The sequence below is a fragment of the Streptomyces sp. NPDC053426 genome, assembly GCF_055585405.1.
On the sequence record NZ_JBVJKE010000019.1, the window covers coordinates 119,755 to 143,831 of the forward strand.

Here is a 24,077-nt window from a genome sequence, read left to right on the forward strand (position 1 = left end):
TACTCTGAGTACATGAGCACCACGGGCCGGGGGCTGCACGGCCGTGTACTGGACACCCTCGGCCCCGAGATCACCGCCGGCGAGTACCCGCCCGGCAGCGTCCTGCGCACCGACGAACTCGCACAGCGTTTCGACGTGTCGCGCTCCGTGATGCGCGAGGTCGTCCGCGTCCTGGAGTCCATGCACCTGGTCGAGTCCCGGCGCCGCGTCGGCGTGACGGTCCTGCCGACCTGCGAGTGGAACGTGTACGACCCCCAGGTCATCCGCTGGCGCCTGGCCGGCGCGGACCGCCCCCGCCAACTGCGCTCCCTCACGGTGCTGCGCTCGGCGATCGAGCCCGTCGCGGCGGGCCTGGCCGCCCGCTACGCCACCCCCGAGCAGTGCGCCGAACTGACCGAGTGCGCCCTCGGCATGGTCGCCAACTCCAGCGGTCACCGCCTGGAGGGCTACCTCTTCCACGACGTGGCGTTCCACCGCGTGATCCTGACCGCCTCCGGCAACGAGATGTTCGCCCGCCTCGGCGACGTCGTCGCCGAGGTGCTGTCCGGCCGCACCCACCACGACGTGATGTTCGAGGACCCCGACCCCGCCGCCGTCACCCTGCACGTCCAGCTCGCGGAGGCGGTCCGCGAACGCGACGCCGCCCGCGCGGAGAAACTGACCCGCGAGATCACCGAGGGCGCCCTCCAGGAACTGGACATCCTGGCGCCCTGACGGCCGTACGGCGTCGGACCCCGGCGCCAGGTTCCTCGCATGATCCCCGGGACACTCCGGAAACTGGACCGCGTCCGCGAGAAGGCGCTCGCGCGCGGCGTACCGTCCTGCGAGGTGGAGAGGTGGCCGGCCGCCGCCCGTCCGTGCGCGACCCTCGCCCCGCACGGGACGGCCCGGTCGTGGGCCGCTTCGGCGGACCGGCACCGCTCCCCGCCGGCTTCCCCGACCTGCCGAAGCGCACCTGCCTGATCGCCTCCCTGGACCTCGCGGCGCTGCCCCTGCCGCGCGACGGCGCGCTCCTGCTCCTCGCCCGTTCCCACGACGACGGCCTGGACGCGGGCGGCGAGGCGGTGTACGTCCCGGCCGGGACACCCGTGGAGGAACGCCCGCTGGATTCCGGCCGCGCGCCGGGCGACGCGGGGGAGGGCCTGGACTCGGTCCTGCGGACGGCGGGGGAACTGCGGCTGCGGTACGACGTCTCCCTGCCGGACAACGAATCCCTCTTCGACCCCGCCGAACACCCCCGCGCCCCGACCCTGCGCGGTGCCTGGAGGGACGTGCGGCACGAGGACCGGCCCCTCCTCGGCGCCTCGCGCCTCCAGCTCGACGGATACTCCGCCGACCCCTACGGCGAGACCGACCTCGTCACCTACGCCGCGTGGACGGAGGCCGACAGGACGGGGAAGCCTTCCCGCCCCGAGGCCTGGGCCCTCCTCGCCCAGTGGTACGGCGGCGCGCACATCGACGGTGACGTCTACTGGACGATCACCCGGCAGAACGCGGCGGAGCGGCGTTTCGACGAGGCGACGGTCATGGGGTTCTTCGAAGGACCGGGGTGAACCCCACCCCGGCACGGGGACTACTCCAGGAACTCCCCGTCGACGTACACCCACGCCCCGTCGACCCGCTCGAACCGGCTGCGCTCGTGCAGCGAGCCGCCCCGGTAGGAGGCCCGGAAGGTCACCGTCCCGCTGGAGTGAAAGGCGGACCCGCCGGTCGTGTCCAGGATCTCCAGCCCGGTCCACCGCATCCCGGGATCGAAGTCGATCCGCTCCGGCCGCGTCCTCGGATGCCAGCTCCGCAGCAGGTACGCCCCGTCCCGCCGCACGAACGCGCAGTACCGCGACCGCATCAGCCGCTCGGCGGTGGGAGCGGCGGCGGCCCCCGAGTGGAACCGACCGCAGCAGGCCTCGTACGCCTCGGGGAGCCCGCAGGGACAGGAACGTGTGGTCATGGTCGGCCTCCGCGAGAACGCCCGAGGGCCGCGACCTCGTGGTCGCGGCCCTCGCGCTTCATGTGTCCGAGGGGGGACTTGAACCCCCACGCCCGATAAAGGGCACTAGCACCTCAAGCTAGCGCGTCTGCCATTCCGCCACCCGGACAAGGTGTCTGTCGCGCCGGGGTTTCCCCCCTGGCGACGACGTAAACATTACCAGGTGTTCCGGGGTGGCCGATCACCCCCGCCCGGCCGCGCCGTCGCGTGAACGGCGGATGACGGGCCGGGCCGGGTCTTGGGGCGCGCCCGCGGGGGAGAGAGGATGAGGGGACGACCCACCAGCGGGAACACCAGCAGCGGGAGGAAGCACGTGAGCGAGACGGACACGGCCAGGAGCGTCACCGGTGAGGACGAGGTCGTGGACCTCTGCCGCGAGCTGATCCGGATCGACACCAGCAACTACGGCGACCACTCGGGCCCCGGCGAGCGCAAGGCGGCCGAGTACGTCGCCGAGAAGCTCGCCGAGGTGGGCCTGGAACCGCGGATCTTCGAGTCGCACCCGGGGCGCGCCTCCACGGTGGCCCGGATCGAGGGCGAGGACCCCTCCCGGCCCGCGCTGCTCATCCACGGCCACACCGACGTCGTACCGGCCAACGCCGACGACTGGACCCACCACCCCTTCTCCGGCGAGATCGCCGACGGATGCGTGTGGGGGCGCGGGGCCGTCGACATGAAGGACATGGACGCGATGACCCTCGCGGTCGTCCGCGACCGGATGCGCAGCGGACGCAAGCCCCCGCGCGACATCGTCCTCGCCTTCCTCGCGGACGAGGAGGCCGGCGGCACGTACGGCGCCAAGCACCTGGTGCACAAGCACCCCGAGCTGTTCGAGGGCGTCACCGAGGCGATCGGCGAGGTCGGCGGGTTCTCCTTCACCGTCAACGAGAAGCTGCGCCTCTACCTCGTCGAGACCGCCGAGAAGGGCATGCACTGGATGCGGCTCACCGTCGACGGCACCGCCGGACACGGCTCGATGACCAACGACGACAACGCGATCACCGAACTGTGCGAGGCCGTCGCCCGCCTCGGCCGGCACAAGTGGCCGGTCAGGGTCACCAAGACCGTACGGGCCTTCCTGGACGAGCTCTCCGACGCGCTCGGCACCGAGCTCGACCCGGAGAACATGGACGAGACCCTCGCCAAGCTCGGCGGCATCGCCCGCATGATCGGCACCACGCTGCGCAACTCGGCGGCGCCCACCATGCTCGGCGCCGGCTACAAGGTGAACGTCATCCCCGGCCAGGCCACCGCGCACGTCGACGGACGCTTCCTGCCCGGCTACGAGGAGGAGTTCCTCGCCGACCTCGACCGCATCCTCGGCCCGCGCGTGCGGCGCGAGGACGTGCACGCCGACAAGGCGCTGGAGACCGACTTCGACGGCCGGCTCGTCGACGCCATGCAGAGCGCCCTGCGCGCCGAGGACCCGATCGCGCGGGCCGTGCCCTACATGCTCTCCGGCGGCACCGACGCCAAGTCCTTCGACGACCTCGGCATCCGCTGCTTCGGCTTCGCGCCGCTGAAGCTGCCCCCGGAGCTGGACTTCGCGGGCATGTTCCACGGGGTCGACGAGCGGGTCCCGGTGGACGGCCTGAAGTTCGGTGTGCGGGTGCTCGACCGCTTCCTCGACGCCTCCTGAGACGGTCGCTCGGTGAGCTCAACAATCGGGCAGACGTACGGAGTTGACTGGGAAGAGTGAATGCGACGATAAGCTCGTAGCCTCATTACTCCGTCCTCGTTAGCCGTGATGTGATCCGCGACTTTGGATCGCTTTGCCAACAAGGAGGAATGATGCTGAAGAAGGTCGTCGCCGTCGCGGCTGCCACCGGTGGTCTGGTTCTCGCGGGCGCGGGCATGGCCGCCGCCGACTCCGGCGCCCAGGGTGCCGCCGTGCACTCCCCGGGTGTCCTTTCCGGCAACGTCGTGCAGGCCCCGATCCACATCCCCGTGAACGCCTGCGGCAACACGATCTCCGTGATCGGGCTGCTGAACCCCGCCTTCGGCAACGTCTGCATCAACAAGTGACGTTGTGTCTCGCCCTCTAGGGCATGCCCGCTGAGGGCTTGAGCCCGCGTCGGCCCCGGAGCGCGCGCCATGCGCTCCGGGGCCGACCGGTCTCATCGAACGTCGGAACACCGGGAATCCGTCGGAACACCGATTCCCGGCACCAGGTCGAAGGCAGGGATTTTCAGCAATGCGACAGGTCACCCGCAAGGGCCTGATGACGATGGCGGCCGCCACGGGCGTACTCGCCGCCGCGAGCGGGGCCGCCCACGCCGACTCCGGCGCGACGGGCCACGCCGCCGGCTCACCCGGCGTGCTCTCCGGGAACACGGTGCAGGCACCGGTGGACGTGCCGGTCAACGTCTGCGGCAACACGGTCAACGTCGTCGGCGTCCTCAACCCGTCCGTGGGAAACTCCTGCGCCAACCAGAGTGGCCCCTCCTCGGACGGTCACGGCGGTTCGCACGCCGACGGGTACGCCGAGGGCTCGCCCGGTGTGCTCTCCGGGAACACGGTGCAGGCACCGGTGCACGTCCCGGTGAACGTCTGCGGCAACAGCGTCAACGTCCTCGCCGTCGGAAACGCCGCCGAGGGCAACGACTGCGCGAACCAGGGCGGCTCGTCCTCGTACGGTCACGGCGGTTCGCACGCCGACGGGTACGCCGAGGGCTCGCCCGGTGTGGGTTCCGGCAACCACATCCAGGTACCGGTCCACGTCCCGGTGAACGTCTGCGGCAACAGCGTCGACATCCTCGCCGCCGGAAACGCCGCCGGGGGCAACGACTGCGCGAACGGCGGCTCGGGCCACGACACCCCGGGACAGCCCAGCGGCCCCGAACAGCCCGGTGACGGGCCGGGCACCCCGGGCACCCCGGACGACCGCACCCCGGACCGTCCGTCGACCGGCGACCAGCCGGGCGCCCACTCCCTCACCCAGCCCCGGCACGACGCGCAGCTCGCGCAGACCGGCAGTGAGCTGCCGATGGGCCTCGTCCTGCCCGTCGGCGCGGGCGCGCTGCTCGCCGGCGCGGTCCTCTACCGCAAGGCGCGGACCGCCGCGTGACACCGGACACACGGAGCGGACCCCGCGACCACGGGGTCCGCTCCGTCGTGTGATTCCGGTCGGGCGTCGAAGATCACCAGGTGGCGCGCACCTGGCGGATGATCCGCCTCCGCAGCCGCACCCTGCGACTGCCGTCACGCATCAGCGTCAGGCGGTACAACTCCCAGTGACCGTACTCTGCATGGTCCGTCAGCAGACGTGCCGTCTCCTTGCGGGAGACCCCGCGCGGTACGTGCACGTCGACAAATTCGTATTCCGGCATCGCATCTATTGTGCGGGCCGGGCCCCGGTACGGATAGCGTCTGCACTATGTCTGATGCTGCGCAGCCCACCGCTGCCGAGGTACGCGCCGCCGCCGAGGCGGTCAAGACCGCGCTCGACCGCCACCTGGCCGCGGTCGAACGCCGGTCGGGGGAGGACGACCCGGCCGTCTACGAGGCGTTCAACCAGCTGGCCGCGGCCGCGGAGGCGTACGACGAACTGCTCTACGACCGCTACGACGAGGTCACCCCCTTCGAGATCCCCGGCGCGGAGGACGCGCCGCCGTACACCGGTCCCGAGGAACCGGCCGCGCTCAGCGTGCTGATCCGCCGCGACTACGCCGTCGTGGAACCCCAGCGGCTGCGCGCGCACGCCCAGCGGATCGAGGCGGCGGACGACGAGACCTCGGAGGCGTCGGGCACCGTCCACGGCGCGCTCGGCCTGCTGTTCGGCGAGTTCGAGCCGGACGAGATCGCCTCCCGGCACAAGGAGTTCGGGCTGGAGGAGGGCGACTCCACGCTCTGGGTGACGGCATCGGACGACCCCGCGGAACCCGGCGAGTGGCTGGAGGCGCCGTTCGAGCAGGTGGACCCGCAGCAGGTGGTGTGCCGCTTCGACGTCAGCGCGGTCTTCGACGACGACGAGGACCTCGACGACGACGAGGAGGACCTCGACGACGACGAGGAGGACCTGGAGGACGAGCTGGACCCGAGCCTGGACGAGGACGGGGACCTGGAACCCCTCGACGCGGACCGCTGACCGCACCCGCCCCGCACGGCGGCGGCACCCCCGGTGCCGCCGCCCGCGCACGGGCCGGGATCAGCCCTCCGCCACCGGAACCTGCGGGGCCAGCAGCACCGGCAGCCGGGTGGTCCGCGGCTTCGCCGTCACCTCGGCCACGGCGCGCGGCAGCGCCTGCTCCACGCCGTGCACCACGGACAGATGCCGGTCGGCCCTGCTGAACGCCGTGTACACCCAGGGACGGCTCAGCGCCTGCACGGCGTCACCGGGCAGCACCGCGACCACCGCGGGCCACCGGCAGCCCACCGCCTGGTGCGCGGTCAGCGCCCACCCGTGCCGCACGGACGACTCCACCCGCTCCCTCGGCACGACGATCTCCTCGCCCCCGCACTCCAGGTGCAGCCCCTCGCCGTCGGCCCGCACCACGCGGCCCGGCAGCGTACGCCCCGGAGCGGGGGAGTGGGCGACCCGGTCACCCGGATCGAACCCGCCGAAGCGCCCCGGCCCCGGATTCAGCCGCTCCTTCAGCGCCGCGTTCAGCACACGCGTCCCCACCGCGCCCCCGTGCCCCGGGGTGATCACCTGGGTCTCCTCGGCCGGCACCCCGATCGCGCGCGGCACCGAGTCCGCCACCAGCTGCACGGTCCGGTGCACGGCCTCTCCCGCGTCCCGCACCGGCACGATCACGACCTCCTTGCCGGGCGCCGCCACCTGGTTCAGCTCGCCGACGCCGATCCCCGAGACCAGCTCGCCCAGCGGTCCGGGATCCGGCCGCCGCGAGGCGATCTGCGGGCAGACCCGCGCCGCCAGCAGATCCGCGAACACCCGCCCGGGCCCCACCGACCACAGCACCCCCGGATCACCGGCCAGCACCAGCCGCGCCCCGTCCGGCAGCGACTCCGCCACTAGCGCGGCGGTCTCCACATCCAGCTGCGGGGCGTCGAGCACCACCAGCAGATCCACGTCCAGCGCCCCGTCGGCGTCCCGCCCGGGCCCCTCGGCACCGGACAGCAGCCCCGCGACGGTGGCGACCCCGGCCCCCTCGGCCAGGCCCGCGAACCGGGCACGCCCCACCGGACCGTGGGCGGCGGCCCAGACCCGCAACCCCAGCCCTCGCGCGGCGCTCACCAGCGCCGCCGGCTCGGCCAGCGAGGCCTCCCCACCGGTGTGCAGCACCAGCCCGTGCCCGGCGACCGCCCGGATCAGCTCACCCGCGGACCCCTCCGCCGAGGCGGCGGCCCGCTCCCATCCCTCATCCGCGCCGTCCCGCCCGGTCACGGAGTTGACCAGCCGGGCCAGCCCGTCGGCCAGACTCTCCTCGGCCAGTGCGTACCGCTCCAGCCCCACCAGCACCCGAACCGGCCGCTCCTCGTCCTCCCCGGCTTCGCCGACGGCGTCCTGGAAAACGAGCACGTCCCCCTCCGCGATGGCGTTCTGCACGGCCTCCTCGGGCTCCGGCACCCCCTGCCGACCCAGCGCGGCGACCAGCGCGGCCATCTCCAGCACGGTGTGCCCGGCGAGCGCGGCCTGCTCCAGCAGCCACACGGTGACCGCCCGCCCCCGCCGCTCGTCGTCCGGCCCTGCCCCGGCGCCGAGCAGCGCACGGGCGAACCCGTCCGCCTGCTCGGGCCGCACCCCGGGAACCCGCAGCAACTGCCAGGGGTCGGCGCGCAGCACGTCGGCGCCCCCGTCCCCGAACACACCGGCGGCCTGGACGGCGAGCCCCTCCGGCGCGCCCCCCTGAACCAGCACCCCCCGCACGTCCTCGACGGCACCGGCGGCCGGGACCACCGGGCCGGGGACCGCCTCCGGCGCCCGCCGCACGGGCTCGGGAGCGGGCCGCCGCGGCGCGGGCCCGGCCTCCTCGAACACGGTGGTGGCCGGCTTCTCACCGCTCTCCACGGCCCGCACGGCGGCCAGCAGATCCGCGGCCGCGCCGCTCAGCTTGCCGCCGGCCTCGATCGGACCCTCCCGCTCCGCCTTCCGCCGCTCGATCCGCTCCCGCTCCACCCGCTGCGCGGCCAGCTCCGCCTCGGCCTCGGACACCTGCGCGGCCTCGGACACCTGCGCGTCCTCGGCGGGCGTCCCCGGCTCCTCGGCGTCCTCCGCGGTCTCGGGCGGCTCCGTGCTCACAGCGTGCTCCAGTCGTGATCGGGATAGCGGTGCACGGGCGCCGACACGTCGTCGAGCGCCCGGCAGATCTCGTCAGGAAGACTAAGCGCCTCCACTGACAATGCCGCCGTGAGCTGCTGCGCGGTGCGCGCGCCGACGATGGGGGCGGCCACACCGGGACGGTCACGGACCCACGCGAGGGCCACCTGCAGCGCGGTCACGGCGAGCCCGTCCGCCGCCGTGGTCACGGCGTCCACGATGCGGCTCGCCGTGTCGTCGAGATACGGCTCGACGAACGGGGCGAGATGCTCCGAGGCGCCCCGGGAGTCCACCGGCGCGGCGTCCTTGCGGTACTTGCCGGTCAGCACGCCCCGTCCGAGCGGCGAGGACGGCAACAGCCCGATCCCCAGATCGAGCGCGGCGGGAAGGACCTCCCGCTCCACGCCCCGCTGGAGCAGCGAGTACTCCATCTGCGTGCTCGCCAGCCGGGTCCGCGCGCCCGGCGCGGCGAGCTGCCAGGTCGCCGCCTTGGCCAGCTGCCAGCCGCAGAAGTTGGAGACTCCGGCGTAGCGCACGCGCCCGCTGCCGACGGCGATGTCGAGCGTCTCCAGCGTCTCGTCCAGCGGGGTGGCGGGGTCGTAGGCGTGGACGTGCCACACGTCGACGTAGTCGGTGCCGAGGCGGGCGAGCGAGGCGTCCAGGGCGGAGAGCAGATGGCCGCGCGAGCCGTCGAACCGGCGGTCCGGATCGGGCACGCTCCCGGCCTTCGTCGAGATGACGAGGTCCCGGCGGGGTACGAGCCCTTCCATCAGCTTGCCGAGCAGGTACTCGGACTCTCCGTCGCCGTACACGTCGGCGGTGTCGACGAGGGTCCCGCCGGCTTCCCAGAAGGTCTTCAAGAGGTCCGCGGCGTCGTGCTCGTCGGTGTCCCGACCCCAGGTCAGAGTCCCGAGCCCGATCCGGGACACACGCAGGCCGGTACGGCCGAGATGCCTCTGCTCCATGAACGCCGAGATTACTGGCCAGAGCGTTTGGTGTGGGGGCCTGTGGACAACGGATTTCCGAGCCGCAGGGCGTTTGTACGGGCCCGGCGCTTTGCGGGTGCCCTGTGCTGGTGTGGACCGGGGGCGCACGGCCCGGCGTGCTGTGCGGGGTGCTCCGCGTTGCTGTGGCCCGGGGGGTGTTCGCGCGGCCCGGCGCTTACGGGGTGCCGTCGCGCCCACCCGTGCCGCCCTGCGGCACGATTGCCCGCGGATTGCGGAGGGCGGCTGCCCGCGGATCGCGGCGCGCAGGGCACGGAATGCGGGGCGCAGACGCGTACGGTCCGGGGCGCGTGCCACGGTGGGCGCACCGCAGTCGCCCGCGGCGGGAAGGGGACGGGGCGGGGGTGGCCGCCCGCAGCGGCTGGCGCGTCCGCACCCCGCACCCCCTCCAAGGAACCCATTTCGCGCCAGTCCGAGGACGGACACCCCCGACCCGGCCCCGACCCACCCACCCACCGCAGGCGCTACGCACGCCCCCACCGAACCGAATGCTGCGCCGCAGGCATAAAACCCGAGCCCCCACCGGGCCGAAAGCGGCGCCGCAGGCACAAGACCCGCACCCCCACCGAACCGAAAGTGGCGCCGCAGGCACAAGACCCGCACCCCCACCGGGGGCGAACAGCGGCGCCGCAGGCACCCCACCCGCCCACCGGAGGTATAGGGTCTCCGCACAAGCGACGTTACTCATCGGTAAGGGGAGAGCCGCCATGCAGCTAGGGATCAACCTCGGCTACTGGGGTGCCGGAATGGACGCGGACAACCTCGCCGTGGCCCAGGAGGCAGACCGCCTCGGATACGCCGTCTGCTGGGCCGCGGAGGCCTACGGCTCCGACGCCGCCACCGTACTCACCTGGGTCGCCGCCCAGACCCACCGCATCGACGTCGGCTCGGCCATCTTCCAGATCCCCGCCCGCCAGCCCGCGATGACCGCGATGACGGCCGCCACCCTGGACTCCCTCTCCCAGGGCCGCTTCCGCCTGGGCCTCGGCGTCTCCGGCCCCCAGGTCTCCGAGGGCTGGTACGGCGTCAAGTTCGACAAGCCCCTCGCCCGCACCCGCGAGTACGTCGAGATCATCCGCAAGGCCATGACCCGCGAACGCCTCACCCACGACGGCGAGCACTGGACCCTCCCCCTCCCCGACGGCCCCGGCAAGCCCATCAAGCTCACCGTGCACCCCCAGCGAGAGCACATCCCCCTCTACATCGCCGCCATCGGCCCGAAGAACCTCGAACAGACCGGCGAGATCGCCGACGGCGCCCTGCTGATCTTCCCCTCCGCCGACCACCTGGAGGACACCGCCGTCAAGCACCTCCGCGCGGGCCGCGAGAAGGCCGGCAAGACCCTCGACGGCTTCGACATCTGCCCCACCGTCCCCCTCGCCGTGGGCGACGACAAGGACGTGACCGCCCTCGCCGACACCTTCCGCCCCTACACCGCGCTGTACGTCGGCGGCATGGGCAGCCGCAAGCAGAACTTCTACAACCAGCTCGCCCGGCGCATGGGCTACGAACGCGAAGCAGCCGAGATCCAGGACAAGTACCTCACCGGCGACAAGCAGGGCGCGGCAGCGGCCGTCCCCCACGACCTGATCGACCAGACCACGCTCCTCGGCTCCGTCGACCGCATCGCCGACCGGATGAAGGCCTACGCCGCCGCCGGAGTCACCACCCTCACCCTCGCCCCGGCCGGCTTCACGCTCGACGAGCGACTGGCGTCGCTCCGCGCCGGCACCGAGGCCCTGGAACGCGCGGGCCTCGCGTAGTCCTCACGGCCGTGGTGGGGGCTCGGGGGTCCACCCCGCCACGGCCGTCACCCACACCAACGCCCGCCGGCCCACCCGGTTACGCTCCCGCGCCCCCGCCCCGTACTCCTTTCGGCGGAGTTGCCCGACACACCTGTTGCCGCCCCCGCCCCCGCGCATTTGACTCTCTCTTTGCGGAACTTCGGAACCGCGAAAGCCCGCGGAGAGGTGGCCCACCATGCTTTCGGCCAAGAGTCTGTTCCAGGAGATCCTCGACAACGACGAGTCCTTCGCCCTGTTCTGCTCCATCGCCGCGAGCGGCGAGTCCCAGGGCGGCTGGGAGAACGCCCGGATCGCCGCGCTGGTCCCCGAGGCCCAGCGCGAACTCGCCCCCAAGATCATCCGGCACGGTGCCGACGAGGACAAGCACGGCCGCATCTTCAACGCCCTGATGAGGAAGCGCGGCCTGAAACCCGTCCCGGTCCCCCCGGAGACCGACTACACGATGCTCCTCGAGAACCAGGGCATCGGCCTGGCCCACGGCCGGCTGAAGCGCGACGAGCCGCTCACCGTGCAGGACGTCGTCACCTACCTCGCCCACAGCAGGGTCACCGAGCAACGCGCCTCCGAGCAGATGGACCTGCTCCGCAAGCACTTCGCCGACCATCCCGACCTCGGCCGCGCGGTCAGGATGATCTCCGACGACGAGGACAACCACCTCGCCTACTGCCACGAGGAGCTGCTGCGCTTCGCGTACGCCGGACACGGCCGCGCGATCCAGCGCACCCTGCGCGCGTGCGCGCTCGCGGAGATCCGCGTCTACCGGGACGTCAGCCTGGCGGTGATGGCCCACATGGGCCGCATCCTCGGCTGGCCCGGGCCCAAGGCGGCGGTCCTCGCGGCAGGCATCCGCGCGGTGTACGCGTACGAACGCCTGGGCGGCTGGCGCCGCATGGTCTCCCTCAGGATGCCCGACCGCCGCAACGCGCTAGGCGGCCCCGCGACCCCGGAACCGGAACTCGCGTGACAGGCCACAGACCACCGGCCACCGGCACAACCCCTCACATCCACCCCCGCCGTTTGAACAAGCGGAACAACAGCACCTCCAGCGCCACCATCACCAGGATCACCACCGGATACGACCACTCCCACCGCAGCTCGGGCATGTGCTCGAAGTTCATCCCGTAGATCCCCGCGAGCATCGTGGGGATCGCGGCCATGGCCGCCCACGCGGAGATCTTCCGCATGTCGTCGTTCTGCCGCACGCTCATCTGCGCCAGATGCGCCGAGAGGATGTCCGAGACCAGCCGGTCCAGTCCCTCCACGGACTCGTTCACCCGGGTGAGGTGGTCGTGCACGTCACGGAAGAAGGGCCGCGCCCTGTCCTCCACGAACGGTACCCCCGCCCCGTACGAGCCCACCCCCGCCAGCCGCGTCATCGGCAGCGCCAGCGGCCCGGTCGCGCGGCGGAACTCCAGGATCTGCCGCTTGAAGCCGTAGATCCGGGAGGCGGTGTGCCGCGACCCCCCGCCGTCGGGCGTGAAGACCTCCGCCTCCAGCTCCTCCAGGTCGGTCTGCAGCTCGGTCGCCACGTCCAGATAGTGGTCGACGACGGCGTCGGCGATCGCGTACAGCACCGACGTGGGCCCCTCGCCCAGCAGCTCGGGCTCCTGCTCCAGCCGCCGCCGTACGGCTTTGAGCGGCGCTCCCTCGCCGTGCCGTACGGTCACCGCGAAGGAGTCACCGAGGAAGATCATGACCTCGCCGGAGGAGACCGTGTCGCTCCGCGGCTCGTACACGACCGGTTTCAGCACCACGAAGAGCGAGTCGTCGTACACCTCCAGCTTGGGCCGCTGATGGGCCTTGAGGGCGTCCTCGACGGCCAGCGGATGCAGACCGAACTCCTGCGTGACCAGGTCGAACTCGTCCGCCGTCGGCTCGTGCAGCCCGATCCAGACGAACCCCCCGGCCGACCGCGCCTCGTCCAGCGCGTCGGAGAAGTCCTGGGGCCCCTCCGACCGATGCCCCTCCCGGTAGATGGCACAGTCGACGATCACGAAGCGCACTCTCCTTTCTCCCGACGGACACCACACCCGCGCGTACGCCTACCCTGGGCCGCATGCCCACGTTGCTCCTGGTCCGGCACGGACGTTCCACCGCCAACACCGAGGGACTGCTCGCCGGGTGGACGCCCGGTGTCGCCCTCGACGACCGCGGTGCCGCCCAGGCCGCCGCACTGCCCGGACGGCTCGCCGGGCTGCCGCTGGCCGAGGTCGTCACCAGCCCGCTCCAGCGCTGCCGGGAGACGGTCCGGCCGCTGCTGGAGGAACGCCCCGGCCTCACCCCGCACACCGACGACCGCATCGGCGAGTGCCACTACGGCGACTGGTCGGGCCGCAAACTCGTCGAGCTCAAGGACGAGCCCCTGATGGAGGTGGTGCAGGCGCACCCGTCGGCGGCGGCGTTCCCCGGCGGGGAGTCCATGCGCGCGATGCAGACACGCGCCGCCGAGGCGGTGCGCGAGTGGAACGCGCGCGTGGAGCGCGATCACGGCGCCGACGCCGTGTACCTCATGTGCTCGCACGGCGACGTCATCAAGTCTCTCGTCGCGGACGCACTCGGACTTCATCTCGACCTCTTCCAGCGGATCGCCGTTGAACCGTGTTCCATCACCGCGATCCGTTACACACGGCTGCGGCCCTTTCTCGTCCGCCTCGGCGACACCGGAGACTTCGCGTCCCTGGCGCCGCGCGAGGAACCGCCGGCCGGTGACGCCACGGTCGGGGGCGGCGCGGGCGCACCGTGATCGTCGGGCGCAGTAGGGTGAAGCGGTCGCACCAGTGCGTCCCCGTTCACACAGCCGCCCGTACCCACGACTCTCAATGGAGACAGGACGTGTCCCGTCAGGTGTTCCTCTACGACCAACCGGAACGTTTCGTGGCCGGCACGGTCGGACTGCCAGGGCGCCGTACGTTCTTCCTCCAGGCCTCCGCCGGCTCCCGGGTGACCAGCGTGGCCCTGGAGAAGACCCAGGTCGCGGCGCTCGCCGAGCGGATGGACGAACTGCTCGACGAGGTCGTGCGCCGCAGCGGCGGCAGCGCCGCCGTGCCCGCGATGACGCCGGCCGAGACCACCGACAGCGCCCCGCTGGACACCCCCGTGGAGGAGGAGTTCCGCGTCGGCACCATGGCGCTCGCCTGGGACGGCGAGGAGCAGCGCATGATCGTCGAGGCGCAGGCGCTCGTCGAACTGGACGCCGACTCCGAGGAGGACCTCGCCGAGGCGGAGGAGCGGCTGCTCCAGGACGAGGAGAACGGGCCCCCGATGCTCCGCGTCCGGCTCACCGGCGCGCAGGCCCGGGCCTTCGCCAAGCGCGCCCTCGACGTCGTCAACGCCGGGCGGCCGCCGTGCCCGCTGTGCAGCCTCCCGCTCGACCCGGAAGGACACGTATGTCCGCGCCAGAACGGATACCGCCGCGGAGCGTGACGGCCGCCGACCCGGCCGCCGCCGTGCTGCTCGCCGAGGGCGAGCTGACCGTGCGCGGACGCATCCGCGAGGCGTCGAACGCGGCGCTGTACTGCACCGTCACCCACGAGGGACGCGAGGCCGCCTGCGTCTACAAGCCGGTCGCCGGGGAGCGGCCCCTGTGGGACTTCCCCGACGGCACGCTCGCCGGGCGGGAGGTCGCCGCCTACGCGGTCTCCGAGGCGACCGGCTGGGGCCTCGTCCCGCCCACCGTGCTCCGCGACGGCCCCTACGGCGAGGGCATGTGCCAGCTGTGGATCGAGACGGCGCCCGGCGCGGAACTCCTCGCCCTGGTCGACGGCGAGGAACCGGAGCCGGGCTGGAAGGCGATCGGCTTCGCCGAGGTCGGTGAGGGCCGCACCGCGCTGCTCGTGCACGCCGACGACGAGCGGCTGCGCCGGCTCGCCGTGCTCGACGCGGTGGTCAACAACGCCGACCGCAAGGGCGGGCACCTGCTGCCCACCGCCGAGGGCCTGCTGTACGGCATCGACCACGGGGTCACCTTCAACGCCGAGGACAAGCTCCGCACCCTCCTGTGGGGCTGGGCGGGGGAGCCCCTGACCGCGGAGGCGCTGGACGTCCTCAAGGGCCTCAGAACGGCCCTCACCGACACCGGCCCCCTCACCGCCGCCCTGACCCCCCTCATCACCCGCGCGGAGATCGACGCCACCCGCGCACGCGTCGAGACCCTCCTCACCACCGGCACCCACCCACAACCGGGCGGCGACTGGCCGGCCATCCCCTGGCCCCCGGTCTGAACGGGACGGCGATCCCGTCCGGAACGGAACCGGCAGCTCGCCCGGAACGGAACGGCGGTCCGTCCGCAACAAGACCGACGACTCGGCCGGAACGGGACGGCGGTCCGTCCGGAACAAAACCGGCCGCCCGTCCGCAACAAGACCGGCAGCACGCCGGACGCCACGGCGCAAGAGCGCCTTCCCGGTCATCCGGCCTGCTCCCGTTCGTTTTCCGAACCGCGGTCCGGTTAGGCTCATGACATGCATGCCTGGCCCGCTTCCGAGGTCCCCGCCCTGCCCGGTCAGGGCCGCGACCTGAGGATCCACGACACCGCGACCGGGGGTCTGATCACCTCCGACCCCGGTCCCGTCGCCCGTATCTACGTCTGCGGCATCACCCCCTACGACGCCACCCACATCGGACACGCGGCGACCTACAACGCGTTCGACCTCGTGCAGCGCGTGTGGCTCGACACCAAGCGGCAGGTTCACTACGTCCAGAACGTCACCGACGTCGACGATCCGCTGCTGGAGCGGGCCGACCGGGACGGCCTCGACTGGGCCGAGCTCGCCGAGCGCGAGACCGCGCTGTTCCGTGAGGACATGACGGCCCTGCGGATGCTGCCCCCGCGCCAGTACATAGGCGCCGTGGAGGCGATACCCGGCATCGTCCCCCTCGTCGAACGGCTGCGCGACCTCGGCGCGACCTACGAGATCGACGGCGACGTCTACTTCTCCGTCGAGTCCGACCCGCACTTCGGCCAGGTCTCGAACCTCGACGCCGCCGCCATGCGGCTGCTGTCCGCCGAACGCGGCGGCGACCCGGACCGTCCGGGCAAGAAGAACCCCGTCGACCCGATGCTCTGGATGGCCGCCCGCGAGGGCGAGCCGAGCTGGGACGGCGGCTCCCTCGGCCGGGGCCGCCCCGGCTGGCACATCGAGTGCGTGGCCATCGCCCTCGACCACCTCGGCATGGGCTTCGACGTCCAGGGCGGCGGCTCCGACCTGGTCTTCCCGCACCACGAGATGGGCGCCTCGCACGCCCAGGCGCTCACCGGCGAGTTCCCCATGGCCAAGGCGTACGTCCACGCCGGCATGGTCGCCCTGCACGGCGAGAAGATGTCCAAGTCCAAGGGCAACCTGGTCTTCGTGTCCCGGCTGCGGCGCGACGGCGTGGACCCGGCGGCGATCCGGCTGGCGCTGCTCGCCCACCACTACCGTGCCGACTGGGAGTGGACCGACCAGGTCCTCCAGGACGCCGTGACCCGCCTCGGCCACTGGCGTGCCGCGGTCTCCCGCCCCGACGGTCCGCCCGCCGAGGCGCTGGTCGAGGAGATCCGCGAGGCGCTCGCCAACGATCTGGACGCCCCGGCCGCGCTGGCCGCCGTCGACCGCTGGACCGTCCTCCAGGAGGAGAGCGGCGGCACGGACACCGGCGCGCCCGGCGTCGTCTCCCGCGCGGTGGACGCGCTGCTCGGCGTGGCGCTGTGACCGGAGTGGCGCTGTAACCGGCCGCGACGACGAAGGGGCGCCCCGTTCACCACGGGGCGCCCCTCCGCTTTCGCTCAGTCCTCCGACGACTCGTCGCCACCCGAGTCCGAACCCGATTCCGAGTCCGAACCCGATTCCGAGTCCGAACCCGGACCCGATTCCGGTCCCGAGTCCGAGTCCGAACCCGGTCCCGCCTCAGGCTTCGGCGGCCTCGGCGGACGGTTCCGCCCGCCCGAACCCTCCCGCCGGTACGGCGTACCGTCCGAGCCGTCCGCCGTGGCATGCCCGCCGGGCGGACCCGACGCCCCGTCACGGCGCCGCAGATAGCGCTCGAACTCGCGGGCGATCGCCTCGCCCGACGCCTCCGGCAGCTCGGCGGTGTCCCGGGCCTCCTCCAGCGTCTGGACGTACTCGGCCACCTCGCTGTCCTCCGCGGCCAGTTGGTCCACGCCCACCTGCCAGGCACGCGCGTCCTCGGGCAGCTCGCCCAGCGGGATCCGCACGTCGATCAGGTCCTCCAGGCGGTTCAGGAGGGCCAGCGTGGCCTTCGGGTTGGGCGGCTGCGACACGTAGTGCGGGACCGCCGCCCACAGCGACACCGCGGGCACACCCGCGTGCGTGCACGCCTCCTGGAGGATGCCGACGATGCCCGTGGGACCCTCGTACTTGGTCTCCTCCAGATCCATGCGGCGGGCCAGGTCCGGGTCGGACGTGGTCCCGCTGACCGGGACCGGCCGGGTGTGCGGGGTGTCACCGAGCAGCGCGCCCAGCACGACCACCAGCTCCACGCCGAGTTCGTGCGCGAAGCCGAGGATCTCGTTGCAGAACGAACGCCACCGCATGGACGGTTCGATGCCGCGGACCAGCACCAGGTCGCGCGGCTTCTCGCCGCCGACCCGGACCACCGACAGCCGCGTCGTCGGCCAGGTGATCCTGCGGACCCCGCCGTCCATGAACACCGTGGGACGGTTCACCTGGAAGTCGTAGTAGTCCTCGGCGTCCAGCGCCGCGAACACCTCGCCCTTCCACTCCCTGTCCAGATGCGCGACCGCGGTGGAGGCGGCGTCACCGGCATCGTTCCAGCCCTCGAACGCGGCCACCATGACCGGGTCGATCAGCTCGGGAACCCCCTCGAGCTCGATCACCCAGCGCCTCCTTCCGACGTGCCCTCGCGTACGCCCCAACCTTACGGCGTGCCCACGGGGCGCCCGCAGCCCCCTCACAAGGGGAGTGACCCCATCACTGCCCCGTGGCGCGCCGGGAAACACCCCTCACAGCGTGGACCGCAGCCACTGCTCCACGCTGGCGATGTGCACCGTCGCCCAGGACCGCGCCGCCTCCGCGTCCCGGTCCCGCAGGGCGGCGAGGATGGCCCGGTGCTCGCGCAGGGTGCGGCCGACGGAGTCCTTCTGGGTGAGCCCGCGCCAGATCCGGGCCCGGGTGGTGGGACCGGACAGGCCGTCGAGCAGGGAGCACAGCACGGAGTTGCCGCAGCCGCGCACGATGCCCCGGTGGAACTCCAGGTCGGCGGCGACCAGGTCCTCCACCGACGGCTCGTCGCCGAGCCTGTCCAACTGCTCCGCCAGCGCGTCCAGTTGCTCCTCGCCGATCCTGGTGGCCGCGAGGGCCGTCGCGGCCGGCTCCAGGATGCGGCGTACGGCGAGGAACTCCAGCACCGTGTCGTCGCGGTGGAAGTCGACGACGAAACTCAGCGCCTCCAGCAGGAGTTGCGGGTCGAGGCTGGTGACGTAGGTGCCGTCGCCCTGCCGTACGTCCAGGATGCGGATCAGCGACAGGGCGCGCACCGCCTCGCGCAGCGAGTTGCGGGACAGCCCCAGCTCGGCCGCGAGCTCGCTCTCCTTGGGCAGCCGGGCGCCGGGACGCAGCGCACCCGAGACGATCATTCCCTTGATCTTCTCGATCGCCTCGTCGGTCACTGCCATACCGCGCCTCCCTGTGGACCAGACCTCCGATGTATCCAGCCCATTATGTACGGGTCGGGGGCGGCTCCGTCGGCGCGGAGCCGCCCCCGACCCGTGTGCCGGCTCCCGTGCGGGGGAGCCGGGGACGGCGGGTCACTTCTTGTCGAGCAGCTCCTGCACGTCGGCGCGGACCTCGTCCGTGGCCAGGCCCCGGATCGTCAGCGTCGTACGGCGGCGCAGCACGTCGTCCACCGTCTCGGCCCACTCGTGGTCCCGGGCCCAGACGACCTGCGCCCAGATCTCCGGGGCGTCCGGGTGGACGCGCCGGGCGAGCGCCGGGTCCTCGTTGGCCAGGCGGGCGATGTCGAAGGCCAGCGAACCGTAGTGGGTGGCCAGGTGCCTGGCGGTGTCCGCCGCCATGCGCGGGCCGGGCGCCGGACCGTCGACCAGCAGCCGGTGGGCCACCGCGCGGGGGTTGGCCACGCCCGGCAGCGGCAGCTTCTTCGGCAGCGAGGCGACCGGCTCGAAGTCGTCGCCCAGCGGGTGGCCGGGCAGCGCCTGGAGCTTCTGCATCACCGTACGGCCGATGTGGCGGAAGGTGGTCCACTTGCCGCCCGCGACGGACAGCATCCCGCCCCGGCCCTCGGTGACGACGGTCTCCCGCTTGGCCTTGGCCGTGTCACCGGGGCCGCCCGGCAGCACCCGCAGACCGGCGAAGGCGTACGTGATCAGGTCCCGGTCGAGCTGCTGGTCGCGGATGGAGAACGCGGCCTCGTCGAGTATCTGCGCGGTGTCCTTCTCGGTGACCGCGACGTCCGCCGGGTCGCCCTCGAACTCCTCGTCGGTGGTGCCGAGCAGCAGCATGTCCTCCCAGGGGAGGGCGAAGGTGATCCGGTACTTGTCGATCGGCGTGGCCAGCGCGGCCTTCCACGGAGAGGTCCGCTTCAGGACCAGGTGCGCGCCCTTCGACAGCCGGATGGACGGCGCGGCGTCCGGGTCCTCCATGCGGCGCAGGTGGTCGACCCACGGGCCGGTCGCGTTGAGCACGAGCCGGGCGTTCACCCCGAACTCGTCGCCCGTCAGACGGTCGCGCAGCTCGGCGCCGGTGACCCGGCCCCGGGTGAAGCGCAGCCCCGTCACCTCGGCGTGGTTGAGGACGACCGCGCCGGACTCGGCCGCCGCGCGGACCGTCATCAGCGCCATGCGCGCGTCGTTCATCTGGTCGTCGCCGTACACGGCCACGGCCTTGAGGTTGTCGGTGCGCAGCTCCGGCACGTCCTGCGCGGCCTTGGCCGGCGAGAGCAGGTGCCCGACGCCGTCGCCGAAGGCGGACAGCGCCGAGTACGCGAAGACACCGGCGCCGAGCTTCGCCGCGCCGTGCGGCCCGCCCTTGTACACGGGGAGGTAGAACGTGAGCGGGTTCGCCAGGTGGGGGGCCACCTGGCGGGAGACCGCACGGCGCTCGAAGTGGTTCTCCGCCACCAGCTTCACCGCGCCGGTCTGCAGGTAGCGCAGACCGCCGTGGAGCAGCTTGGAGGAGGCGGAGGAGGTGGCGCCGGCGAAGTCACCGGCGTCCACCAGGGCCACCCTGAGGCCGGACTGCGCGGCGTGCCAGGCGGTGGAGATGCCCAGGATGCCGCCGCCGATCACGAGAAGGTCGTACGACGCCTTGGAGAGCTGCTCCCGGGTCTCGGCACGGCTCGGGTTCGAGCCGGACGCCGGGTGTGTCCCCAGGGCAGGTACGGACTGCAGGGTGGACTGGGTGGTCATGGCGGTTCTTACTCCTCGTCCTCGAGCCAGCCCATGGTCCGCTCCACGGCCTTGAGCCAGCTCTTGTACTCACGGTCGCGGGTCTCCGCGTCCATGCGGGGGGTCCACTCGGCGGCCCGCCGCCAGTTGGCGCGCAGGTCGTCGGTGCTGTTCCAGAAGCCGACGGCGAGGCCGGCGGCGTAGGCGGCGCCGAGGCAGGTGGTCTCGGCGACCATCGGACGCACCACGGGGGCGTCCAGGAAGTCCGAGAGCGTCTGCATCAGCAGGTTGTTGGAGGTCATGCCGCCGTCGACCTTGAGGGCGGTCAGCTCCACGCCGGAGTCCTTCGTCATGGCGTCCGCGATCTCCCGCGTCTGCCAGGCGGTGGCCTCCAGCACGGCGCGCGCGAGGTGCGCCTTGGTGACGTACCGGGTCAGGCCGGCGATCACACCGCGGGCGTCGGAGCGCCAGTACGGGGCGAACAGGCCGGAGAAGGCCGGCACGAAGTAGGCGCCGCCGTTGTCCTCGACGGTCAGGGCGAGGGTCTCGATCTCGGCGGCGGTGGAGATCAGGCCCATCTGGTCGCGCATCCACTGCACCAGCGAGCCGGTGACGGCGATCGAGCCCTCCAGGGCGTAGACCGGCTTCTGGTCGCCGATCTGGTAGCCGACCGTGGTCAGCAGGCCGCTGTAGGAGTTGATGATCTTGTCGCCGGTGTTCATCACCATGAAGGTGCCGGTGCCGTACGTCGACTTGGTCTCGCCCTCGGCGAAGCAGGTCTGGCCGAACAGGGCCGCCTGCTGGTCGCCCAGCGCGGAGGCGACCGGGATGCCGCCGAGCAGCTCGCCCAGCCTGCCGCCGGTGATCTCGCCGTAGACCTCGGCGGAGGAGCGGATCTCGGGCAGCATCGCCAGCGGGACGCCGATGGACTCGGCGATCTTCTCGTCCCACCGCATGGTGTGCAGGTTCATCAGCAGCGTGCGGGAGGCGTTGGTGACGTCGGTGACGTGGTGGCCGCCGTCGACGCCGCCGGTCAGGTTCCAGATGACCCAGGTGTCCATGGTGCCGAAGAGGATGTCGCCCGCCTCGGCGCGCTCCTTGAGGCCGTCGACGTTGTCGAGCAGCCAGCGGGCCTTGGGGCCGGCGAAGTAGGAGGCCAGGGGCAGGCCGGTCTCGCGGCGGAAGCGGTCCTGGCCGACGTTGCGGCCGAGCTCGCGGCACAGGGCGTCGGTGCGGGTGTCCTGCCAGACGATGGCGTTGTGGACCGGCTCACCGGTGTTCTTGTCCCACAGCACGGTGGTCTCGCGCTGGTTGGTGATGCCGATGGCCTTGATGTCGTCGCGGGTGATGCCGGCCTTCTCGACGGCCCCGGCGACGACCTCCTGGACGTTGGTCCAGATCTCGGTGGCGTCGTGCTCGACCCAGCCGGGCTTGGGGAAGATCTGCTCGTGCTCCTTCTGGTCGACGGAGACGATGCGCCCGTCGCGGTCGAAGACGATGCAGCGGGAGGAGGTGGTGCCCTGGTCGATGGCGGCGATGAACGGGCCGGCGGTGTGGGCGTCGGTCACTGTGTGCTCCTGGAGTTCCTTGGTTACGGGGCGGTACGTACGGCGCTGCGGAAAGGTGCCGGGGCCTACGCGAAGGCGACGTTGTAGAGGCCGGCCGCGAGGGCGCCGCCGATCAGCGGGCCGACCACCGGGATCCAGGCGTAGGACCAGTCGGAACCACCCTTGTTCGGCAGCGGCAGCAGGGCGTGCACGACGCGCGGGCCGAGGTCACGGGCCGGGTTGATGGCGTAACCGGTCGGGCCGCCCAGCGACAGGCCGATCGAGACGACGACGAGCGCCGTGATCAGACCGCCCAGCACGCCCAGGCCGTTGCCCGCGTCGTTCAGGCCCTGGGTGAGGATGGCGAGCAGCAGCACGAAGGTGCCGACGATCTCCGTGGCGAGGTTCTGCACCGTGTGCCGGATCTCCGGGCCGGTGGAGAAGACGCCGAGCACCGGGCCCGCGCCCTTCTCCTGCGCCTCGACCGCCTTGGCGGCGGTGGCCTGAGCGCCCGGGCCGCCGACGATCTCCTTGTCGGTGAGGTGGGCCAGGAACTGGCCGTAGTAGGCGACCCAGACCAGGGTGGCGCCGATCATCGCGCCGAGGAACTCTCCGGCGAAGTAGACCGGAACGTTGCTCCACTCGCCGTCCTTGACGGCGAGCGCCACGGTGACGGCCGGGTTGAGGTGGGCGCCGGAGAGCGGTGCCGAGATGTACACCGCCGTCATGACGGCGAAGCCCCACCCGAAGGCGATGGCGAGCCAGCCGGCGTTACGGGCCTTGGAGGCCTTCAGCGTCACGGCGGCGCAGACGCCGCCACCGAGCAGGATGAGTATGGCGGTACCGATGGTCTCGCCGATGAAGATGTCGGAGCTGGACACCCGCGACTCCTTTGTCCTTCGTCCAGGGAAGCCGACCCCCGGGTCCCACCGGGGATTGGCGCCCTCAGGGGTGAGAGCGATGCCGGCCCTTGGCGTTGTCACACTCTAACTCGTATTGCCGGTAGGTGTTCGACAATGCCGACCGATGGACGGGAGTCTTTCCCGGCGCCCCGCGGGCGTCAAGAGTTTGGTTATCGAAAACGCGATCGTTATTGATCGCCCCGGGTTATCGATCTTCGCGGCGGTTGCGCCGGCTCGCGCCCGGTCTGTCCGCCCCCGGGCATGACGGTGACCGGAACGCCGTACGGCGTCCCGGTCATCCGTGTGTTCCGCTCAGAAGCGCCCGGCGCCCAGGTCCCGCGACACCGCGCGGGCGCAGTCCCGCACCGCCGCGATCAGCCCGGGCCGCAGCTCGCCGTCCCGGCGCAGTCGCTCCACCGCCCCCGTGATGCCCACCGCGCCCACCGGCATGCGCCGCCGGTCGTGGATGGGGGCGGCGACGGCGGCGACGCCCTCCCAGGTCTCCTCCACGTCCGCCGCGTAACCACGCGCGCGGGTGAGGTCGAGGATGCGTTCGAAATCGTCCGGATCGCACACCGTGCGGTCGGTGAAGGCCTTGCGGTCGGCCTCCAGGGCCTCGCTGTGGGCCACCGGGTCGTAGGCCGACAGCACCTTCCCCAGGGCGGTGGAGTGCAGCGGCTGCATGGCCCCTATCTCCAGGACCTGCCGGCTGTCGTCCGGACGGAAGACGTGGTGCACGATCAGCACGCCCTGCTGGTGCAGCACGCCCAGGTAGACGCTCTCGCCGCTGGAACGGGCCAGGTCGTCCGTCCACACCAGGGCGCGCGCCCGCAGCTCGTGCACGTCGAGATAGGTGGTGCCCAGGCGCAGCAGCTCGGCGCCCAGCTGGTAGCGCCCGGAGGCGTCGTCCTGCTCGACGAACCCCTCCTGCTGGAGGGTGCGCAGGATGCCGTGGGCGGTGCCCTTGGCGAGGCCCAGCGACGAGGCGATGTCCGACAGGCCGAGCCGCCGCTCGCCGCCCGCCAGCAGGCGCAGCATCGCCGCCGCCCGTTCGAGCGACTGGATGTTCCGTGCCATCGCCGTACTGCCTCCGTCCCCTTCGGCCGTCTACCCGCGACCGCCGCTGCCGCTGTTCGGCATTGTCGAACACTACCGGTCGATGCCGACCTCCCGCCAATGGTCGGTCGCGATCGGTTCCGCCACCCGTGCTCCATGCGTCGGTTGTCGGCCATCATCGTCCGCCCCGTGGAC

Annotated in this window: 23 protein-coding genes and 1 tRNA gene; 12 read left to right on the forward strand and 12 right to left on the reverse strand. The window is 72.3% G+C overall.

Annotated features, from left to right (window positions below; translation table 11 throughout):
- Positions 1-12: 12 nt before the first annotated feature.
- Together ACZ62B_RS31930 and ACZ62B_RS31935 are read left to right on the forward strand one after the other, a co-directional pair.
- On the forward strand, positions 13-714 hold the full coding sequence (locus tag ACZ62B_RS31930; RefSeq protein WP_344560482.1) for a FadR/GntR family transcriptional regulator: 702 nt from the start codon (positions 13-15) through the stop codon (positions 712-714).
- A gap of 122 nt (positions 715-836) precedes the next feature.
- Entirely contained in the window at positions 837-1,553 is a 717-nt protein-coding gene (locus ACZ62B_RS31935) for a hypothetical protein (RefSeq protein ID WP_469693023.1), read from the forward strand.
- A 20-nt stretch (positions 1,554-1,573) separates the two neighbouring features.
- Here ACZ62B_RS31935 and ACZ62B_RS31940 read toward each other — a convergent pair whose 3' ends face one another.
- Both ACZ62B_RS31940 and ACZ62B_RS31945 read right to left on the reverse strand, forming a co-directional pair.
- Entirely contained in the window at positions 1,574-1,948 is a 375-nt protein-coding gene (locus ACZ62B_RS31940; protein WP_344560484.1) for a YchJ family protein, read from the reverse strand.
- A gap of 63 nt (positions 1,949-2,011) precedes the next feature.
- Positions 2,012-2,096 (reverse strand) — tRNA-Leu (locus ACZ62B_RS31945).
- A gap of 204 nt (positions 2,097-2,300) precedes the next feature.
- Here ACZ62B_RS31945 and ACZ62B_RS31950 point away from each other — a divergent pair.
- The 3 genes from ACZ62B_RS31950 to ACZ62B_RS31960 all read left to right on the forward strand — a co-directional run bounded on the left by ACZ62B_RS31950 (position 2,301) and on the right by ACZ62B_RS31960 (position 5,054).
- Positions 2,301-3,626 carry a M20/M25/M40 family metallo-hydrolase gene (locus ACZ62B_RS31950; protein ID WP_344560485.1) on the forward strand — a complete coding sequence of 442 codons (1,326 nt, stop codon included), beginning with the start codon at positions 2,301-2,303 and terminating at the stop codon, positions 3,624-3,626.
- Positions 3,627-3,778: 152 nt separating this feature from the next.
- Complete coding sequence (chpH, locus tag ACZ62B_RS31955) at positions 3,779-4,012, forward strand: chaplin ChpH (RefSeq protein WP_344560717.1); 234 nt, start codon at positions 3,779-3,781, stop codon at positions 4,010-4,012.
- A 169-nt stretch (positions 4,013-4,181) separates the two neighbouring features.
- On the forward strand, positions 4,182-5,054 hold the full coding sequence (locus ACZ62B_RS31960) for a chaplin (protein ID WP_469693025.1): 873 nt from the start codon (positions 4,182-4,184) through the stop codon (positions 5,052-5,054).
- Between the two features lie 73 nt (positions 5,055-5,127).
- Here the strand turns inward: ACZ62B_RS31960 and ACZ62B_RS31965 are convergent, their stop codons facing one another.
- Complete coding sequence (locus ACZ62B_RS31965; protein WP_026085313.1) at positions 5,128-5,316, reverse strand: DUF5703 family protein; 189 nt, start codon at positions 5,314-5,316, stop codon at positions 5,128-5,130.
- A 47-nt stretch (positions 5,317-5,363) separates the two neighbouring features.
- Between ACZ62B_RS31965 and ACZ62B_RS31970 the strand changes: the two genes are divergently transcribed.
- Complete coding sequence (locus ACZ62B_RS31970) at positions 5,364-6,074, forward strand: hypothetical protein (RefSeq protein ID WP_469693027.1); 711 nt, start codon at positions 5,364-5,366, stop codon at positions 6,072-6,074.
- A 60-nt stretch (positions 6,075-6,134) separates the two neighbouring features.
- Here ACZ62B_RS31970 and ACZ62B_RS31975 read toward each other — a convergent pair whose 3' ends face one another.
- A complete protein-coding gene (locus ACZ62B_RS31975; protein ID WP_468885074.1) occupies positions 6,135-8,189 on the reverse strand; it encodes a helix-hairpin-helix domain-containing protein in 2,055 nt (684 codons plus the stop codon).
- Positions 8,186-9,172, reverse strand: a complete 987-nt coding sequence (locus ACZ62B_RS31980; RefSeq protein ID WP_468890027.1) for an aldo/keto reductase — start codon at positions 9,170-9,172, stop codon at positions 8,186-8,188. The genes ACZ62B_RS31975 and ACZ62B_RS31980 overlap by 4 nt, the downstream gene beginning before the upstream one ends.
- 746 nt (positions 9,173-9,918) lie before the next feature.
- Here ACZ62B_RS31980 and ACZ62B_RS31985 point away from each other — a divergent pair.
- Together ACZ62B_RS31985 and ACZ62B_RS31990 are read left to right on the forward strand one after the other, a co-directional pair.
- A complete protein-coding gene (locus ACZ62B_RS31985) occupies positions 9,919-10,974 on the forward strand; it encodes an LLM class F420-dependent oxidoreductase (protein ID WP_468728585.1) in 1,056 nt (351 codons plus the stop codon).
- 217 nt (positions 10,975-11,191) lie between these two features.
- Entirely contained in the window at positions 11,192-11,980 is a 789-nt protein-coding gene (locus ACZ62B_RS31990) for a ferritin-like domain-containing protein (protein WP_344560491.1), read from the forward strand.
- Between the two features lie 34 nt (positions 11,981-12,014).
- Here the strand turns inward: ACZ62B_RS31990 and corA are convergent, their stop codons facing one another.
- On the reverse strand, positions 12,015-13,010 hold the full coding sequence (gene corA, locus ACZ62B_RS31995; protein ID WP_344560492.1) for a magnesium/cobalt transporter CorA: 996 nt from the start codon (positions 13,008-13,010) through the stop codon (positions 12,015-12,017).
- Between the two features lie 62 nt (positions 13,011-13,072).
- On the opposite strand from corA, the gene ACZ62B_RS32000 reads away from it, so the two are divergent.
- From ACZ62B_RS32000 to mshC, 4 genes are all read left to right on the forward strand, one after another.
- On the forward strand, positions 13,073-13,759 hold the full coding sequence (locus ACZ62B_RS32000; protein ID WP_344560493.1) for a histidine phosphatase family protein: 687 nt from the start codon (positions 13,073-13,075) through the stop codon (positions 13,757-13,759).
- A gap of 89 nt (positions 13,760-13,848) precedes the next feature.
- On the forward strand, positions 13,849-14,439 hold the full coding sequence (locus ACZ62B_RS32005; protein ID WP_073933622.1) for a DUF3090 domain-containing protein: 591 nt from the start codon (positions 13,849-13,851) through the stop codon (positions 14,437-14,439).
- A complete protein-coding gene (locus ACZ62B_RS32010) occupies positions 14,403-15,236 on the forward strand; it encodes an SCO1664 family protein (protein ID WP_344560494.1) in 834 nt (277 codons plus the stop codon). The genes ACZ62B_RS32005 and ACZ62B_RS32010 overlap by 37 nt, the downstream gene beginning before the upstream one ends.
- A 240-nt stretch (positions 15,237-15,476) precedes the next feature.
- Complete coding sequence (gene mshC / locus ACZ62B_RS32015) at positions 15,477-16,706, forward strand: cysteine--1-D-myo-inosityl 2-amino-2-deoxy-alpha-D-glucopyranoside ligase (RefSeq protein WP_344560495.1); 1,230 nt, start codon at positions 15,477-15,479, stop codon at positions 16,704-16,706.
- Between the two features lie 74 nt (positions 16,707-16,780).
- On the opposite strand, the gene ACZ62B_RS32020 is transcribed toward mshC, so the two are convergent.
- From ACZ62B_RS32020 to ACZ62B_RS32045, 6 genes are all read right to left on the reverse strand, one after another.
- A complete protein-coding gene (locus ACZ62B_RS32020; protein WP_469693031.1) occupies positions 16,781-17,851 on the reverse strand; it encodes a PAC2 family protein in 1,071 nt (356 codons plus the stop codon).
- 126 nt (positions 17,852-17,977) lie between these two features.
- On the reverse strand, positions 17,978-18,649 hold the full coding sequence (locus tag ACZ62B_RS32025; RefSeq protein WP_344560497.1) for a FadR/GntR family transcriptional regulator: 672 nt from the start codon (positions 18,647-18,649) through the stop codon (positions 17,978-17,980).
- A gap of 132 nt (positions 18,650-18,781) precedes the next feature.
- Positions 18,782-20,398: a glycerol-3-phosphate dehydrogenase/oxidase gene (locus ACZ62B_RS32030; RefSeq protein ID WP_344560498.1), complete on the reverse strand. Its 1,617-nt coding sequence runs from the start codon at positions 20,396-20,398 to the stop codon at positions 18,782-18,784.
- A gap of 8 nt (positions 20,399-20,406) precedes the next feature.
- A complete protein-coding gene (gene glpK / locus ACZ62B_RS32035; RefSeq protein ID WP_344560499.1) occupies positions 20,407-21,945 on the reverse strand; it encodes a glycerol kinase GlpK in 1,539 nt (512 codons plus the stop codon).
- A gap of 65 nt (positions 21,946-22,010) precedes the next feature.
- Positions 22,011-22,805 (reverse strand): MIP/aquaporin family protein, encoded by a 795-nt coding sequence (locus ACZ62B_RS32040; protein WP_073933629.1) that lies wholly within the window; start codon positions 22,803-22,805, stop codon positions 22,011-22,013.
- A gap of 333 nt (positions 22,806-23,138) precedes the next feature.
- On the reverse strand, positions 23,139-23,903 hold the full coding sequence (locus ACZ62B_RS32045) for an IclR family transcriptional regulator (RefSeq protein ID WP_344560500.1): 765 nt from the start codon (positions 23,901-23,903) through the stop codon (positions 23,139-23,141).
- Positions 23,904-24,077: the final 174 nt, after the last annotated feature.